The organism is Thioalkalivibrio sp. ALE31 (genome assembly GCF_000377405.1).
GTDB lineage: Bacteria > Pseudomonadota > Gammaproteobacteria > Ectothiorhodospirales > Ectothiorhodospiraceae > Thioalkalivibrio.
Map to the genome: position 1 here is coordinate 156307 of NZ_KB905024.1, position 16002 is coordinate 172308.

The window sequence follows — 16002 nt, forward strand, 5'->3', positions numbered from 1 at the left end:
AGGGGACCGCATGCAATACCGCAAACTGGGACGCACCGAGATCGAGGTCAGCCTGATTGGCCTGGGCACCATGACCTGGGGCGAGCAGAACACCGAGGCCGAGGCCCACGAGCAGCTGGACTACGCCCTCGACCAGGGCGTAAACCTGATCGATGCCGCCGAGATGTACCCGGTCCCGCCGCGCGCGGAGACTCAGGGCCTGACCGAGAGCTACATCGGCAACTGGCTGGCCAAGCGCGGCAACCGCGATCAGGTGGTGCTGGCCAGCAAGGTCGCCGGCCCCGGCATGATCGACTACCTGCGCGGCGGTCCGCAGCTGAATCGCGAACACATCGAGCAGGCCCTGAACGACAGCCTCCGGCGCCTGCAGACCGACTACCTGGATCTGTACCAGGTCCACTGGCCGGCGCGCGCCACCAACTTCTTCGGCCAGCTCGGCTACGCCCACAAGCCGGATGATGCCGCGACCCCGATCGAGGAGACCGCGGCGGCACTGAAGGCGGTGGTCGAGAGCGGCCGCGTGCGCACCATCGGCATCTCGAATGAGACCCCGTGGGGCTTCATGGAGTGGATCCGCGCCCATGACCGTGGCCTGTCCGAGCGCATCGTCTCCATCCAGAACCCCTACAACCTCCTCAACCGCAGCTTCGAGGCCGGGCTGGCCGAGATGGCCATCCGCGAGGATGCCGGCCTGCTGGCCTACTCGCCGCTGGCCTTCGGCATGCTCTCCGGCAAGTACCTGGACGGGGCAAAGCCTGCGGGGGCACGCCTGACGCTGTTCGAGCGCTTCCAGCGCTACAGCAACGAATCCGGCCTGGCCGCCACCGCGGAGTACGCACGTCTGGCGCACGAACATGGCCTGACCCCGTCCCAGCTGGCGCTGGCCTTCGTCAACCAGCAGCCCTTCGTGACCAGCAACCTGATCGGGGCGACCACCATGGAGCAGCTGCGCGAGAACATCGCGACCGTGGACATCACCCTGTCCGACGCCGTGCTGGAGGCCATCGAGGCCATCCACGACCGCTATACCTACCCCTGTCCGTAGGCCAGCCCCCATGAACCTGATCGATACGCATGTCCACCTGGACCTGGACGCGTTCGATCCGGATCGCCCGGCCGTGCTGGACCGCGCCCGCGCCGCCGGGGTTCAGGAGCTGGTCCTGCCCGGCGTTACGCGGGCACGCTGGCCGGACCTGGAGGCCCTGTACCGCCAGCACGCGGGCCTGCATGTCGCCTACGGCCTGCACCCGATCTTCCTGCAGGACCATGCGGACGCGGACCTCGACGCGCTGGAGGCCTGGCTGGACACGCACCCCGAGACCATTGCGGTCGGCGAGATCGGGCTGGACGGCTATCAGGAGGGTCTCGACTGGGACCGCCAGTGGCGGTTCTACACGCGGCAGCTGGCCATCGCGCGCGAACGCGACCTGCCGGTGATTATCCACAGCCGGCGCGCGCTGGACGCGGTGCTGAAGGGCCTGCGCCAGCAACCAGGCCTGACCGGCATCCTGCATGCGTTCATCGGAAGCCCGCAGCAGGCCCGCCAGGCGGCCGACCTGGGCTTCTGCCTGGGCATCGGCGGCCCGGTGACCTTCGAGCGGGCGAAGAAGCTGCACCGCGTGGTGCGCGACGCGGCGCTGGAGACCCTGGTGGTGGAGACCGATGCACCCGATCAGCCCCTGGCCGGACATCAGGGTGAGCGCAACGAACCGGCGATGACGGCCGAGGTCAATCGCCGGCTCGCGGCCCTGCGGGACATGGATCCCGAAGAGATGGCTATAATCACGTCACAAAACGCACGCCGGGTCCTCCGGCTTCCGACCGGTCCCGACGCATGAGTTCCGCCGCCCCCCACAATCCCTACACCGAACGGACCGACCTGCTGCTGGGGCACGAGGTTGCGGCCGGCCTGCGGGACCGGCATGTGTTCATCGCCGGTCTCGGCGGGGTCGGCAGCTACGCCGCCGAGGCCATCGCCCGCGCCGGCGTCGGGCGCATGACCCTGGCGGATCACGACGTGGTGGGCGCCTCCAACCTGAATCGCCAGCTAGTCGCGCTGCGCTCCACCGTGGACCGACCCAAGACCGAGATCATGGCGAACCGCATCCACGACATCGATCCCGACATCGAGCTCACGATCCGCCACGACTTCCTCCAGCCCGATACCGTCGGCGACCTGGTCCCGGAGGATGCCGACTTCGTGCTCGACGCGATCGACTCCATCGTCTGCAAGGCCGCGCTGGTCGCGACGGCCCAGGCGCGCGGGCAGGGCGTGATCTCGAGCATGGGGGCCGGCGGGCGCATCGACCCCACCGCCGTGCGCGTGGGGCCGCTGGCGGGGACGCGCGTGTGCCCGCTCGCGCGCCAGATGCGCAAGCGCCTGCGGCGCCTGGGCGCGCATCTCGACTACCCCGTGGTGTTCTCCATCGAACAGCCGCGCAAGGGCACCGAACACCGCCCGGTGGGGGACGGCGGCCGGCCGCGTTCGGTCAACGGCACGATCTCCTACCTGCCCGCGATCTTCGGCCTGACCGCCGCCGGCCACGTAATCCAGAGCCTGATCGCCCGCGCCTGACCGCCATACACGGCTCGCTCCGTCAGGCCCTGTATCCCCAAGTACCGTCCTGCCCGGTGGGAGCCCGGCCCCTGAGCGAGACGGCGCGGCCCGACCTCATCGGCCAGAGGGCTGGCCTCCTACAGGCCAGGACTACCCCGCCCCCTACGAAGATGCTATTCGTCGAATACCGCCTCGATGCGGGCCTGGATGTGCTGGTCGGCGTCCGGGCCATACTGCGTGCTCGCCGGGTCGAAGCGATCACAGAAGGCGTAGGCAAACTTCAGGTCCTTCACGCCCAGGGCGCCGAACAGGCGCGCCTCGAAGGAATGGTCCTCCGGATTCTGGGTCAGCGTGGGCCAGCCATCCGCCCCCGGGGCCAGCGCCGGGCCGAAGAACACGACACCCGGCAGGTTCTTCAGGCGCAGGGCACAGGTGCCCTCGGTCACCCCGGCCATCGGCAGGAAATCGATGGTGCGCGAAAGGCGCTGCTTGCGGGTGAAGGCGATGTCGACCTCGCCGCCGGCCGCGCGGATCGCCGGGGCCTCCGCCTCGAACGCCAGGGTCTCGAGGCCAGCCGCCCGCCAGGCCTCCAGGTCCTGTGCCCCATGGCGGCTGGGCAGGAACAGGTAGGCGGGCCTGGTGATGGCCCGGATCGCCGCCAGCAGGGGTTCCGAATACGCCGGCGCGTTGACCAGGATCCCGCCCAGTTCGAGGTCGTCGATCAGCCAGACCGCCGGCGAACCATCCCCGATGCGGTAAATGGTCCGGTCACGCAGTTCGACCAGCGGCGCGCTGATCACGGGTTCATTCGCCATGTGCGGGCTCCGATGACGGACGGGCGGGACGCGGCTCGATTCCGGCCATGGTGGTCTCGATCCATTCTTCGGCCTCGGCCAGCACCTCCACCGGCTTGCGCCCGGCGGTCTCGATCGGCGGGCCGATCACCACCTCGATGGTGCCGGGATAGCGCCGGATGCCTTTTTTCGGCCAGAAGCTGCCACTGTTGAGCGCCACCGGCAGCACCGGGTAACCGGTGCGCGCGGCCAGCATCGCGCCGCCCTGGCGGTAGCGCCCGTGTTCGCCCGGGGCCACGCGCGTGCCCTCGGGGAACACGATCACCCAGCGGCCCGCGTCGAGGCGCTGCCGGCCCTCGGTGACCAGATTCTCCAGCGCCTGGCGCCCGCCTTCGCGGTCGATTGGCACCGGATCGATCATCGCCAGCGTCCAGCCAAAGACCGGGATACGCATCAGCTCGCGCTTGAGCACCCAGGTCTGCATCGGGAAGATCGCGACGAAGGCGACGGTCTCCCAGGCCGACTGATGCTTGGACAGCACCACATGCGGGCGCGACGCATCGATGTGTTCGGCGCCGCGCACCCGGTAGTCCACGCCACAGGTCACCCGCAGCCACCAGACATTGAAGCGCCCCCACTGCGTCAGCACCCGGTAGCGGATGCGGCGCGAGAACGGCCAGATCAGCGGTGGCACCAGCACGCCGAAGACCAGCATCGAGCCGATGAACCCGAGCTGGAACAGCAGACCGCGGATCAGGGGCAGCATGCGGCGGCGCTATCCCGTGGCCAGGCGGCCGATGTCGGCCACGGTCTCGAACGCGCGGCGCAGTTCACGCAGCAGGGCCAGACGGTTGCGCCGCTCGGCGGCATCTTCGGCCATCACCATCACCTGGTCGAAAAAGGTATCGACGCGATCGCGCAGGCCCGCCAGCTCGCCCAGGGCGTGCAGGTAGTCACCATCGGCCACCGCCTGCTCGACGCCGGGACGCACCGCCTGCAGGCCCTGGTAAAGCTGACGCTCCTCGTCCAGCGCCAGGGCCTCCGGGTCGAGGTCGGCCTCGGCCTCCTCGCCGGCCTTGCGCAACAGGTTGTGGATGCGCTTGTTCGCCGCAGCCAGGGCCTCGGCCTCCGGGCGCTCGCGGAACAGGCTGACCGCGCGTACACGGCGGACGAAGTCCAGCGGCGTGTCGGGCGCGACCGCGGCCACCGCCTCGATGGTCTCGTGCGCCTGGCCCTGCTCCAGCAGGTAGCCGCGCAGGCGCTCCAGGATGTACTCGCGGACCGGCTCCACCGCCTGGTCGGCCTCCGGCACCCGTTCGCGGATCGGCTCGGCCGCGGCCTGCAGCAGCGGGGTCAGGGCCAGCGGCAGTTCGCGCTCGACCAGGATGCGCACCAGCCCCAGCGCGGCGCGGCGCAGGGCGAACGGGTCCTTGGTGCCGGTGGGCTGCTTGCCGATCGCGAAGATCCCGACCAGCGTATCCAGCCGGTCCGCCAGCGCCAGGGCCTGGGCCAGCGGGACATCCGGCAGTTCCGAACCGGACTGGCGCGGCCAGTAGTGCTGTTCGATTGCAGCCGCGACAGACTCATCCTCGCGGTCGTGCAGGGCGTAGTAGCGGCCCATCGTGCCCTGCAGTTCGGTGAACTCGAAGACCATCTGGGTCACCAGATCGCACTTGGCCAGGCGCGCGGCGCGCGCGGCCAGCCCGGCATCCAGCCCCATCAGGCCGGCCAGGCGCTGCATCAGGGCCTCCAGCCGCACGGACTTGTCGCGCAGCGTGCCCAGGCGCTTCTCGAACACCACGGAGTCCAGCGCATCCAGCCGTTCCTCCAGACGCTTCTTGCGGTCCTGCTGCCAGAAGAACTCGGCATCGGCGAATCGCGGGCGCAGCACGCGCTCGTTACCGTCGCGCACCGCATGCGGGTCGCGCGACTCGATATTGCTGATCACGATGAAGTGCGGCTGCATGCGCCCGGCCTCGTCGACCACCGGGAAGTATTTCTGGTTGTCCTGCATGGTGGAGATCAACGCCTCCTGCGGGACATCCAGGAAACGCGGGTCGAAGCCGCCGGTCAGGGCCACCGGCCACTCCACCAGTGCGGTCACCTCGTCCAGCAGGTCGGCATCCACCAGTGCACGCCCGCCCAGGGCCTTGGCCTGTTCGTGCACCTGGGCCAGGATGTTTTCGCGCCGCGCCTCGAACGACGGCTCGACAAAGCCGGGGCTGCGCAGCCGCTCGGCGTAGTCGTTGCCGCGCTTCAGCTCCAGCGCGCCGGGCTGGTGGAAGCGGTGACCATGCGTGGCCCGCCCGGCGGTCTGCTCCAGAACCGTCATCTCCAGCACCTCGGTCCCGTGCAGGACCACCAGCCAGTGCGCGGGGCGCACGAACTCGGTGCGGCTGCTGCCCCAGCGCATGCGCTTGGGCGTGGGCAGGGCTTCGAGCGCGGCCTCCAGCATCTCCGGCAGCAGCTCGCCGAGGGCGCGGCCCGGCTGCATCTGGCGAAAGACCAGGTATTCGCCCTTGTCGGTGGTCTCGCGCTCCAGGCGCTCGACCTCCACGCCGCAGGAGCGGGCAAAGCCCAACACCGCCTTGGTCGGCTCGCCGGCGTCATCGAAGGCGGCGGCCACAGCCGGGCCGCGACGCTCCTGCAACTGGTCCGGCTGCTGCCCCGGGACGTCCGGGAACAGCACCGCCAGCCGGCGCGGGGTGGCGAAGGTCTCTGGCACGCCCGGCTCCAGCCCGGCCTCGCTCAGCCGGTTGGCCAGGCCATCGGCCAGGGCGTCACGCAGGCGCGGCAGGGCGGCGGGGGGCAACTCTTCGGTGCCCAGTTCGATCAGGAGTTCGCGGGCTTCAGCCATGTCGGGTCCGTGTCGGGTCCATCACGACCGCGCGCAAGGGCGCGCGATCCGGGAAATAGGGTTCAGGCGGCGTCGGGCTTGTTGGTGTCGTCATCGGCGCACAACGGGAAGCCCAGGGCCTCGCGCGACTCGTAATACTTCTGCGCGACGTTTCGCGACAGCTCGCGCACGCGCAGGATGTAGCGCTGGCGCTCGGTGACCGAGATCGCACCGCGGGCATCCAGCAGGTTGAAGCTGTGCGAGGCGCGCAGCATCTGCTCGTAGGCCGGCAGCGGCAGGCCCAGCTCGATCATGCGGTCGCTCTCGTTCGCATGCTGATCGAAGGCGGCGAACAGGGCGTCGCGGTCGGCATGCTCGAAGTTGTAGGTGGACTGCTCCACCTCGTTCTGGTGGTAGACGTCACCGTAGGTCACCGGGCGGCCGTCCGGGCCGACGGTCCAGACCAGGTCGAATACGCTCTCCACCCCCTGCAGGTACATCGCCAGGCGCTCCAGGCCGTAGGTGATCTCGCCGGAGACCGGATGGCAGTCCAGCCCGCCGACCTGCTGGAAGTAGGTGAACTGGGTGACCTCCATGCCGTTCAGCCAGACCTCCCAGCCCAGGCCCCAGGCGCCAAGGGTCGGCGACTCCCAGTTGTCCTCGACGAAGCGCACGTCGTGGGTGAGGGTGTCGAAGCCCAGCGCCTCCAGGGAGCCGAGGTAGAGGTCCTGGATGTCCGGCGGCGACGGCTTCAGCAGCACTTGGAACTGGTAGTAGTGCTGCAGGCGGTTGGGGTTGTCGCCATAGCGACCGTCGGTAGGACGGCGGCTGGGCTGCACGTAGGCCGCGCGCCACGGCTCCGGCCCGATGGAGCGCAGGAAGGTCGCCGGATGGAAGGTGCCGGCCCCCATCTCCATGTCGTAGGGCTGCAGGACCACGCAGCCGTGGTCGTTCCAGTAGTCCTGCAAGCGACGGATCAGGTCCTGGAAGGTGGGGCTGCTGCTGGACGGGGTGCGTTCGTGCGCCATGCGGGATCCCGGGTCAGGGCAAAGCGGACAGTATATCGGCCGGGCTCCAGCCTCGGCCACCGTCAGCGTCAGCGCGAAACGCGGAGACGCCCGCGCGAGTCGGCACTTCCCTGTGGCGGCAGACGGTTTTGCGCCAGCCGGGAAGGCGCCCATACTGGAGGCTTGATCCGGTTCGGGAGAACCGCCCTGAGCGAGCCCCACGCCAATTCGGAGCCGACGGTGACCGCGGAGAACGGTCAGCGCTACCGCGACACCCGCCGAGTGACACTGGTGGGCGCGACCGTGAACAGCTTTCTCGCCGTCGCGCAGCTGCTCAGCGGCTGGCTTCTGAACTCGCAGGCGCTGGTCGCGGACGGCGTGCATACGCTGTCGGACCTGATCACCGACGGTGTCGTGCTGTTCGCCGCGCGCAAGGCTGCGGCGTCCCCCGACCAGGACCACCCGTACGGCCATGCCCGCATCGAGACCCTCGCAACGGTGATCGTCGGGGTCTTTCTGGCAGCCGCGGGGCTGGGGATCGCCTGGGCAGCCGGCAGCCGGCTGGTCGACCCCGAGGCCATGACCGGTCCCGCCAATATGGCCATCTTCTTTGCCGCGCTGACCCTGGTCGCGAAGGAGGGCCTGTACCAGTACACCCACCGAGTGGCGAAGCGCCTGCGCTCGCGGATGCTCGATGCCAATGCCTGGCACCACCGTACGGATGCAATCTCGTCGCTGTTCGTACTGGTCGGCGTGGGTGCGGCGGTGGCGGGCTTCCCGTGGGCGGACGCCCTGGCGGCGCTGATCGTCGCCCTGTTCATCCTGCATATCGCCGGGCGCCTGATCGTGCGCGCCGCGGCGGAGCTGATCGACACCGCGCTGGAGCCGGAGAAGGTGGATCGCATTCACCGCACCATCCTGGACGTGCCCGGGGTGAAGGATGCGCACATGCTGCGCACCCGCCGCCACGGCAGCGACGTGGTGGCCGATGTGCACATCCAGGTCGCGCCGATGATCTCGGTCTCCGAGGGGCATCGGATCGCCGATGCGGTGTTCCATTCGGTGACCGACGAGCATGAGCGGGTCAACGACATCACGGTGCACGTGGACCCGGAGAATGACGCGGAGCAGGCGCGCAGCTCGACGCTGCCGTTACGGCCGGTACTGGTAGAGGCCCTGCGCGAGGCCTGGGCCGACACCCCGGAGCTGGACGCGGTGGAGCACCTGTCCCTGCACTACCTGGGCGGCCGGGTGCACATGACGCTGACCCTGCGCCTTGACGGGGCAACCGCGGCCCCGGACCTGGAGGCGCGGGCCCGGGCCCTGGCCGACCGGCTGCACGGCCACCCGCAGGTGGGCGACATGCTGGGCGAGGTCACGCTACTCTATCGTCCGTGCACTCATTAGGTGCGGCACACCCCAGCAAGCACCATCGTGGTGCATATACGGCACCATGATGGTGCAAAACGGAGGCGGCGCGGCACCCGGGGTGCCCGTTTTTCGCGCGCCCGGGCCGAATCGGGCCGGATGGCATGATGCCTGCATAATGACCCACGAAGCCGTGCAGGGGCCAAAAGGCCGGCCGGCCAAAATCGAAGACTCAAGTGAAGACCAAGGAGACCCCCATGTCCGCAGCCGACGTGCTGAACCAGATCAAGGAAAAGGAAGTGCGCTTTGTCGACTTCCGCTTTACCGACTCCAAGGGCAAGGAACAGCATGTGACCATGCCGGCCCACGACATCGACGAAGAGACCTTCGAGGAAGGCAAGATGTTCGACGGCTCCTCGATCTCCGGTTGGAAGGGGATCAACGAGTCCGACATGATCCTGATGCCGGACGCCGAGTCGGCCGTGATCGACCCGTTCTTCGAAGACATGACCATGAACATCCGCTGCGACGTGGTCGAGCCGGCCACCATGCAGGGCTACGACCGCTGCCCGCGCTCCCTGGCGCGCCGCGCCGAGGCCTACCTGCAGAGCACCGGCATCGCCGACACCGCGCTGTTCGGTCCGGAGAACGAGTTCTTCATCTTTGACGACGTGAAGTGGGGTACCAGCCTGTCCGGTTCCTACTGCCGCGTGGACTCCCAGGAGGCGTCCTGGAACTCCGAGCGCGTCTACGAGGACGGCAACATCGGGCACCGCCCGGGCGTGAAGGGCGGCTACTTCCCGGTCCCGCCGGTCGACAGCCTGCACGACATCCGCTCCACCATGTGTGAAGTGATGACCGAGATGGGTCTGGAGACCGAGGTGCACCACCACGAGGTGGCCACCGCCGGCCAGTGCGAGATCGGCGTGGGCCCGGCGACCCTGACGCAGAAGGCCGACGAGGTGCAGATCCTGAAGTACGTGGTGCAGAACGTGGCCCACATCCACGGCAAGACCGCGACCTTCATGCCCAAGCCGATCGTCGGCGACAACGGCTCCGGCATGCACGTGCACCAGTCGCTGTCCAAGGACGGCAAGAACCTGTTCTCCGGTGACCTCTACGGCGGCCTGTCCGAGACCGCGCTGTACTACATCGGCGGCATCATCAAGCACGCCCGCGCGCTGAATGCCTTCACCAACCCGTCCACCAACAGCTACAAGCGTCTGGTGCCGGGCTTCGAGGCGCCGGTCATGCTGGCCTACTCCGCCCGTAACCGCTCGGCCTCGCTGCGCATCCCGTTCGTGATGAACCCGAAGGCGCGCCGGATCGAGCTGCGCTTCCCGGACTCCACCGCCAACCCCTACCTGGCCTTCGCCGCGATGCTGATGGCCGGCCTGGACGGCATCCAGAACAAGATCCACCCCGGCGACGCGATGGACAAGAACCTCTACGACCTGCCGCCGGAAGAGGAAAAGGGCATCCCGCAGGTCTGCCATTCGCTGGACCAGGCGCTGGAAGCCCTGAACCAGGACCGCGAGTTCCTGACCCAGGGTGGCGTGTTCACCGACGACATGATCGATGCCTACATCGACCTGAAGATGGAAGACGTCACGCAGATGCGCATGACCACCCATCCGATCGAGTTCGACATGTACTACAGCCTGTAAGGCGTCCGCTTCCGGCCCCTCGGGGCCGCGAGGCCATCCGCCGCCGCGCCCTCCGGGGCCGGCGGCTTTTTTGTGTCTGGGGGGTTCCACGGGGACCGGCGGGCCAAGCCCCGTTCGTCATCACCGCCGGCGATGCCGGATCGGGCATTTCGGGCAGCACAAATGAAAGGCCCCGCGGATGGTCGATCCGCGGGGCCTTCTCGTGTGGCACCGGAAGGACTCTCCCGGGCCTCTGACCGTTCATCGGCAATCAGGCGTGCCAGCCGAACTCCTCGGCCTTCTGCTGTGCCAGCGCCGGGATGTCGGTGGCCACGAACTTCTCGTACAGCACCTGCACCCCGATCATGTGGTTGATCACCGCGTCCAGCTGGACCTGGGTCGCGGCCGGGGTGTCCTCGGACTCGTGCAGCTCGAACACTTGGCGCACGCCCTCCGGATCCAGCAGACCGGCCTCCTCGACCTTCTCCGGCGCGAGGTAGCGATCGGCCAGGGCCTTCATCGCCGCCCACTTGACCGGATCGGTATGCGCCGGCGGGGCCATGAACGCGAACTTCTCGCGCTCGTAGAGCACCTTCGGCAGCAGGCCCTTCATCGATTCGCGCAGCACGTACTTCTCGGTGGGGCCCTTGATGCGCATGGTCGGCGGCAGGTGGGCGGCGAACTCGGCCAGGTGGTGATCGAGGAACGGCGGGCGCGCCTCCATCGAGTTGGCCATGTCCATGCGGTCGCCGCCCCAGGTCAGGATCTGGCCCTCCAGCATGGTCTTGATCCAGACGTACTGGGCCTTGTCCAGCGGGTGCCGGCCTTCCAGCATGTCGTTGTCCAGGGCATCGGCGATCGCCTTGCCCGGCTGGTAGCCCTGCATGCGCTCGCGGCGCTTCGGATGCAGCAGGCCCGGCACGTGATCGGACGCGGCCAGCCACGGCTGCAGGCAGGACGGGGTGAAGCCCATCATTCGGGTGAACTCGGGGTCATCCACCTCGTCTTCGGCCAGCATCGCGCCGGAGACCAGTTCGTTGGACTCGTTCAGCATCTGCTGCCAGGCCTGACGGTCGGCCTCCGGCAGGGTATCCAGCCCGTGCAGGAACATGTCGCGGCGGAACGCCGGGTAGCCGCCGAACAGCTCGTCCGAGCCCTCGCCGGTCACGACCACCTTGTAGCCGGCCTTGTTCACGTGGCGGCTCATCAGGAGCTTGGCCACGCCGAGGGTGTTGTAGATGGTGCGCTCGGCGTGCCACAGCGCCTCTTCGAAATTGTCGTAGAGGTGGTCGGCGTTCAGGGTCATGATGTCCTGGTCGGCACCGACGCTCTCGGCCATCTCGCGGGCGATCGCGGTCTCGTCGTAGTCGTCGTTGTCGAAGCCGATGGTGAAGGCCTTGACCGGCGACTGCTGGCTGGCCGAGGCCAGCCCCAGGGTGATGCAGGAGTCGATCCCGCCGGAGAGGTAGCAGGCCACCGGCACGTCGGCCTCCAGGCGCAGCTGGACGGCCTCCATCAGCTTCTCGCGCACGCCCTCGATCCAGTAGTTCTCGTCGGTCTCGCTCTCGGGCGGGCGCTCGGAGGCCAGCGGGAAGTCCATGTCCCAGTACTTCTCCTGGCGGATCTTCAGCTTGCCGTGGGCGCGCTCGACGATGACCATGTGGCCCGGCTTCACCTGCTGGATGCCCTCGAAGGCGGTGGTGCCGGGCACCATGGTCTGCATCAGCTGGTGGTACAGGCCATCATCGGAGAACTGGCGCGGCACATCGGGGTTCGCGAACAGTACCTTCAGTTCGGAGCCGAACACGAAACTGCCGTTGGCCTCGGTGAAATACAGCGGCTTGATGCCGAAGCGGTCGCGGATCAGGATCAGCCGGTCGTGCTTGCGGTCATACAGCGAGATCGCGAACTCGCCGCGAAAGTGCTTCACCGCGTCCTCCAGCCCCTCGCGCTGGTACAGGTGCATCACCATCTCGGAATCGCTCTTGGTGCGGAACTTCACCCCGCGCGAGGTGAGATCGGTGCGGATGCGCTTGTAGTCGTACAGCTCGCCGTTGACCGCAGTCATGATCTCGCCGTTGGTCATGCAGAACGGCTGGCGCCCGCGGTTCTCGTCGAGGTCGATGATCGACAACCGCGCGTGGGAGAATCCCACACCACGGTCGTCCTGCGTCTTGTAGCCAAAGCCGTCAGGACCGCGGTGAAACTGGATCGCGGCCATGTTGACCAGGGTCTGCGGGTCGACCTTGCGGTCCGGGTCGGCGTGAAAGATTCCGGCGATGCCACACATGGCATGTCTCCTTGGTTATCCGTTCGGTGCGAGCGGGGCGCGGCCCGGTCCGTTCCGGCGCGCCACGCCACTCGCGGTTCAGTTCAGGGCGAGGTTCAGTCTTCCGGGGTGTCCATGACCGCGCTGATACGGCGGACCACGCTGGTCAGCAGCGCCATGCGCACGAACACCGCCCCGCGCGCCTGGGCGAAATACCAGTTGTGCGGGGTGTCATCGAGGTCCGTCGACAGCTCCGCACCGCGCGCCAGCGGGTGCATGATGATCGCGCCCTTCTTCAGCGGGGAGTTGCGATCCAGCTTCAGGCCCTCACCCATGGACTCGAAGGTATCACCCACCCAGGCGATGGCGTTGATGTACACCACGTCCAGCTCCGGCAGCACCGGGTCCAGCTCGTGCACCACGCGCAGGTTCAGGCCGGCCTCCGCCAGTTCCTCGCGCTGGCCGGGATCGAAGTTCTCGTCCTCGCGCGAGATGATCACGACCTCTTCGATCGCGTCGGGGAACAGGCTCAGCAGGCGCAGCAGCGAGCGCACCGTGCGCATGCGCGAGGGCACCCCGATGATGCCGACCTTGATGCGGTCCTCCGGGGCGACCGGGCCGGTGAACAGCTCCGGGCGCCACTTGGCCAGGGTGTAGACGTCCGCCAGCGCCTGGGTCGGGTGCTCGTCGATGCCGTTGCCGGCGTTGACCAGCGGGATGCGCAGGTTCTCCAGCATGTTGTGCGCGGCCTCGCCATCGGAGGAGCGCAGCACCAGCACATCGCCGTAGTTGTTGAACATCTCGGCGATGTCCGCCAGCGATTCGCCCTTGGCAATGCCGGTGCTCTTGGGGTCGGTGATCGACATCACCGCCCCGCCAAGCCGGTGCCAGGCGCTCTCGAACGACAGCCGCGTGCGGGTGGACGGCTCGTAGAACGCGCTGATCAGGATCTTGCCCGCCAGTGGCAAGTGCATCAGGGCGGGCGTCGTCTCGTACTGCGCGGCCAACCGAAACAGCTGCAGCAGTTCCTCGCGGTTGAACTGCTGGCTGGAGACCACGTGTGCGGCGGCCAGCTTCAGTAGCGGATCCGGGTCTTCCTCCACCGCATCCAGCAACGCCCGCGGCCGGTCGGTACCGGCGGCGCCGTCTTTCGGGTGGAGCACGTGCAGGGGATCTTCGGTGTAGTTCACCAGAGGCGTCCTTTTTTCCAGTCGCGGATAAACAGGGCGATCAACAGGATCGGGGTCAGGGTCGCCACCAGCGTGGCGATCACGACGATGATGGAGAGGGCGGTGGTCGAGATCGTCATGCGGGACTCCCCATCGCATGAGTGTCTTCACGGGCCAGGCGGTCCCAGTCGAACGGGCGCGGGGCCAACCAGGTGGCCAGCACCATCACCGCCAGGGAGACCGCCGCGCCTACCAGGGCCGCGACGTAGAACCCGATCAGGAAATAGCTGGCCAGTCCGATACCGGACCCCAGTATCATCGACCAGGCGGCGCCCTGCGGGTTCGCCTGCTTCCAGTACAGGCCGGCGACGATCGGCCAGATCGCGGAGGCCACGAAGGCCCCGGTGAAGTACAGCAGCTCCGCCAGGGAGCCGACGATCGGGATCTCGCCGCGATAGCTGGCCGCCAGCCAGGTCAGCAGACCCAGCAGCACCACGATTACCTTGGTCGCGCGGAACTGGTGCTGCTCGCTGGCTCGCGGACGGATGTGGCCGCGATAGATGTCGCGGGTCACCAGGTCGGACGTGGCCGCCAGCAGCGAATCGAGGCTGGAGGCCAGCGCGGCGAAGACCACGATGAACACCACGATCGCCCCGGTGAGACCCAGCACCTCGGCGGCCACCAGCGGCCCGACCATGTCCGCCGCGGGGACGTTGATCCCCAGCGCCGGCGTGGCCAGCGCGATGAAGCCGGCGACAATCGGGATCGACAGCCACAGCAACCCGCCGAACAGGTAGGCGCGAAAGCCCACGTTGCGCCCGAAGGCGAAGGCGCGCGACCACCAGACGTTGGAGTGGAAGATCTCGCCCACGCCAAACAGCAGGTTGTTGAACAGGAACATGATCGCGGCCGGGAACAGCAGGCTCAGCAGTTCCGGGCGCTCTTCCATCAGGTTGAAGTGGATCGCCTCGAAGCCGACCTTGTCGATGGTCAGCCAGGCGATGAACGCCGCGCCGGCGATAATGATGATGGTCTGGATGAAGTCGGTGCCGATGACCGCGCGCAGCCCACCCAGGAGGGTGTAGATCACGCAGACGGTCAGGATCACGGTCATGCCCACGCGATAGTCGATCCCGGCCAGGGCATTGATCAGCACCCCGCCTGCCATTGCCATCGAGACCAGCCAGCCAAAGGCGTAGATCAGCGAGACCACCAGGAACACGCGCCAGGTGAAGGTACCGAAGCGCAGGCGGATGAAGTCCCCGGAGGTGAAGCCCCGGGGCATCAGCTCGCGGATGCGCCGCGCCAGCGGCGCGAACAGGATCAGGCCCAGCGCACCCAGCGAATACCCGAGCATGCCCCAGACACCAAGCTGCAGCGCCAGCTGCGGGGCGGTCATCGTGGTATTGGCGGTGACCCAGGTGGCCATCGCCGTGGCGGTGGCGAGCGCCAGGCCGACATTGCGGCCCGCCAGCATGTGGTCCTCGGCGGTCTTGTTGCGACGACCCAGCCACCAGCCCAGCACCACCCAGAGGACGCTGAACGCCGCCAGCAGCCCCCAGGCAATGGAGGTCGGGAGGATGGGGTCGTCGAGACCGGTCACGAGGCCTCCTGCACCTTCTTGATCTCGCGGATCGCCTCGTCCGTGGTCATCACCCGGGCGTAGCGGTCCTTGATGGTGGTGATCGTGGCCTTCTGCATCTCCGGCGTCACCGTGGCCGTGGCGTCGTCCATCAGGGTGACATAAAAGCCCAGGTCACAGGCATCCCGCACGGCCGTGGAGACGCACTCGTTGGAGTACACGCCCACGATGAACAAGGCGGAGATGTTCAGGTTGCGCAGGATGTAGTGCAGGTTGGTGGAGTTGAAGACCCCGCTGGCGGTCTTGTCCAGCACGATCTCGTCCCCCACCGGAGCCACCTGCTCGACGAACTCGGCGTCCTTGGAGCCGGGAGCCGCGTGCAGGTTCAGGCGCTTGTGGCCCGGGCTGCGGTCGCGGCCGTCGCGGGTCAGCGAGCGGATGCGGGTGTGGATCACCTCCAGCCCCTCTTCGCGGAAGGCGTCCTGCAGGCGGCGCACATTGGGCAGCACGGTCTGCTCGAGGCGGTTGAAGTAGTACTCCTGCGCCTCCAGCGGCACACCGGATTCGGCGGAATCCGCGAACACGCCGTGGCCCCGCGCGGCATCCAGGTACTGCAGGTCGATGCACAGCAGCGCGACGTGGTGCTCCCGCAGCTCCTGACGCAGGACCGGCGTGGTGATCAGGCTCTCCTGGTACTGCTCGCGCAGCGGGTCCAGGGAGTCGTAGTCGGTCAGGCGGGAGACGTTGTTGTTGTCGGCCATTCCGGGCGTTTCC

Annotated in this window: 14 protein-coding genes; 5 read left to right on the forward strand and 9 right to left on the reverse strand. The window is 67.9% G+C overall.

What is annotated here, in order from left to right:
* Positions 1–10 precede the first annotated feature (10 nt).
* Genes D103_RS0110300 through D103_RS0110310 form a run of 3 tightly spaced genes read left to right on the forward strand, consistent with a single transcriptional unit; the run spans position 11 to position 2575 of the window.
* Positions 11–1045: an NADP(H)-dependent aldo-keto reductase gene (locus tag D103_RS0110300; RefSeq protein ID WP_018867671.1), complete on the forward strand. Its 1035-nt coding sequence runs from the start codon at positions 11–13 to the stop codon at positions 1043–1045.
* A 10-nt stretch (positions 1046–1055) separates the two neighbouring features.
* A complete protein-coding gene (locus D103_RS0110305; RefSeq protein WP_018876752.1) occupies positions 1056–1838 on the forward strand; it encodes a TatD family hydrolase in 783 nt (260 codons plus the stop codon).
* A complete protein-coding gene (locus tag D103_RS0110310; protein ID WP_018876753.1) occupies positions 1835–2575 on the forward strand; it encodes a ThiF family adenylyltransferase in 741 nt (246 codons plus the stop codon). The genes D103_RS0110305 and D103_RS0110310 overlap by 4 nt, the downstream gene beginning before the upstream one ends.
* 155 nt (positions 2576–2730) lie before the next feature.
* Here the strand turns inward: D103_RS0110310 and D103_RS0110315 are convergent, their stop codons facing one another.
* The 4 genes from D103_RS0110315 to glyQ all read right to left on the reverse strand — a co-directional run bounded on the left by D103_RS0110315 (position 2731) and on the right by glyQ (position 7215).
* Positions 2731–3372, reverse strand: coding sequence for a hypothetical protein (locus D103_RS0110315; RefSeq protein ID WP_018876754.1), 642 nt, complete (start codon positions 3370–3372; stop codon positions 2731–2733).
* Complete coding sequence (locus tag D103_RS0110320) at positions 3362–4117, reverse strand: 1-acyl-sn-glycerol-3-phosphate acyltransferase (protein ID WP_018876755.1); 756 nt, start codon at positions 4115–4117, stop codon at positions 3362–3364. The genes D103_RS0110315 and D103_RS0110320 overlap by 11 nt, the downstream gene beginning before the upstream one ends.
* Before the next feature lie 9 nt (positions 4118–4126).
* Positions 4127–6208, reverse strand: a complete 2082-nt coding sequence (gene glyS / locus D103_RS0110325) for a glycine--tRNA ligase subunit beta (RefSeq protein ID WP_018876756.1) — start codon at positions 6206–6208, stop codon at positions 4127–4129.
* Between the two features lie 62 nt (positions 6209–6270).
* Positions 6271–7215 carry a glycine--tRNA ligase subunit alpha gene (glyQ, locus tag D103_RS0110330; protein ID WP_018867665.1) on the reverse strand — a complete coding sequence of 315 codons (945 nt, stop codon included), beginning with the start codon at positions 7213–7215 and terminating at the stop codon, positions 6271–6273.
* Between the two features lie 162 nt (positions 7216–7377).
* Here glyQ and D103_RS0110335 point away from each other — a divergent pair, with 162 nt between their 5' ends.
* Both D103_RS0110335 and glnA read left to right on the forward strand, forming a co-directional pair.
* Positions 7378–8601 carry a cation diffusion facilitator family transporter gene (locus D103_RS0110335; RefSeq protein WP_018876757.1) on the forward strand — a complete coding sequence of 408 codons (1224 nt, stop codon included), beginning with the start codon at positions 7378–7380 and terminating at the stop codon, positions 8599–8601.
* A 218-nt stretch (positions 8602–8819) separates the two neighbouring features.
* On the forward strand, positions 8820–10229 hold the full coding sequence (gene glnA, locus D103_RS0110340) for a glutamate--ammonia ligase (RefSeq protein ID WP_018867663.1): 1410 nt from the start codon (positions 8820–8822) through the stop codon (positions 10227–10229).
* Between the two features lie 250 nt (positions 10230–10479).
* Here glnA and asnB read toward each other — a convergent pair whose 3' ends face one another.
* The 5 genes from asnB to D103_RS0110365 form a co-directional block, all read right to left on the reverse strand.
* Positions 10480–12498, reverse strand: a complete 2019-nt coding sequence (gene asnB / locus D103_RS0110345) for an asparagine synthase (glutamine-hydrolyzing) (protein ID WP_018876758.1) — start codon at positions 12496–12498, stop codon at positions 10480–10482.
* Between the two features lie 95 nt (positions 12499–12593).
* Positions 12594–13667 carry an aspartate carbamoyltransferase gene (locus D103_RS0110350; protein ID WP_018876759.1) on the reverse strand — a complete coding sequence of 358 codons (1074 nt, stop codon included), beginning with the start codon at positions 13665–13667 and terminating at the stop codon, positions 12594–12596.
* Complete coding sequence (locus D103_RS14325) at positions 13664–13786, reverse strand: hypothetical protein (protein WP_018876760.1); 123 nt, start codon at positions 13784–13786, stop codon at positions 13664–13666. The genes D103_RS0110350 and D103_RS14325 overlap by 4 nt, the downstream gene beginning before the upstream one ends.
* Positions 13783–15249 (reverse strand): sodium:solute symporter family protein, encoded by a 1467-nt coding sequence (locus D103_RS0110360; RefSeq protein WP_018876761.1) that lies wholly within the window; start codon positions 15247–15249, stop codon positions 13783–13785. The genes D103_RS14325 and D103_RS0110360 overlap by 4 nt, the downstream gene beginning before the upstream one ends.
* A complete protein-coding gene (locus tag D103_RS0110365; protein WP_018867658.1) occupies positions 15246–15989 on the reverse strand; it encodes a cysteine hydrolase family protein in 744 nt (247 codons plus the stop codon). The genes D103_RS0110360 and D103_RS0110365 overlap by 4 nt, the downstream gene beginning before the upstream one ends.
* Positions 15990–16002: the final 13 nt, after the last annotated feature.

What these genes read in the sequence shown, in the direction of transcription:
- D103_RS0110305 (WP_018876752.1), top strand. Translation starts at nt 1,056, where the DNA reads ATGAACCTGATCGATACGCATGTCCACCTGGACCTGGACGCGTTCGAT.
- D103_RS14325 (WP_018876760.1), bottom strand. Translation starts at nt 13,786, where the DNA reads ATGACGATCTCGACCACCGCCCTCTCCATCATCGTCGTGATCGCCACG.
- D103_RS0110365 (WP_018867658.1), bottom strand. Translation starts at nt 15,989, where the DNA reads ATGGCCGACAACAACAACGTCTCCCGCCTGACCGACTACGACTCCCTG.
- asnB (WP_018876758.1), bottom strand. Translation starts at nt 12,498, where the DNA reads ATGTGTGGCATCGCCGGAATCTTTCACGCCGACCCGGACCGCAAGGTC.
- D103_RS0110315 (WP_018876754.1), bottom strand. Translation starts at nt 3,372, where the DNA reads ATGGCGAATGAACCCGTGATCAGCGCGCCGCTGGTCGAACTGCGTGAC.
- glyS (WP_018876756.1), bottom strand. Translation starts at nt 6,208, where the DNA reads ATGGCTGAAGCCCGCGAACTCCTGATCGAACTGGGCACCGAAGAGTTG.
- glnA (WP_018867663.1), top strand. Translation starts at nt 8,820, where the DNA reads ATGTCCGCAGCCGACGTGCTGAACCAGATCAAGGAAAAGGAAGTGCGC.
- D103_RS0110320 (WP_018876755.1), bottom strand. Translation starts at nt 4,117, where the DNA reads ATGCTGCCCCTGATCCGCGGTCTGCTGTTCCAGCTCGGGTTCATCGGC.
- D103_RS0110300 (WP_018867671.1), top strand. Translation starts at nt 11, where the DNA reads ATGCAATACCGCAAACTGGGACGCACCGAGATCGAGGTCAGCCTGATT.
- D103_RS0110310 (WP_018876753.1), top strand. Translation starts at nt 1,835, where the DNA reads ATGAGTTCCGCCGCCCCCCACAATCCCTACACCGAACGGACCGACCTG.
- glyQ (WP_018867665.1), bottom strand. Translation starts at nt 7,215, where the DNA reads ATGGCGCACGAACGCACCCCGTCCAGCAGCAGCCCCACCTTCCAGGAC.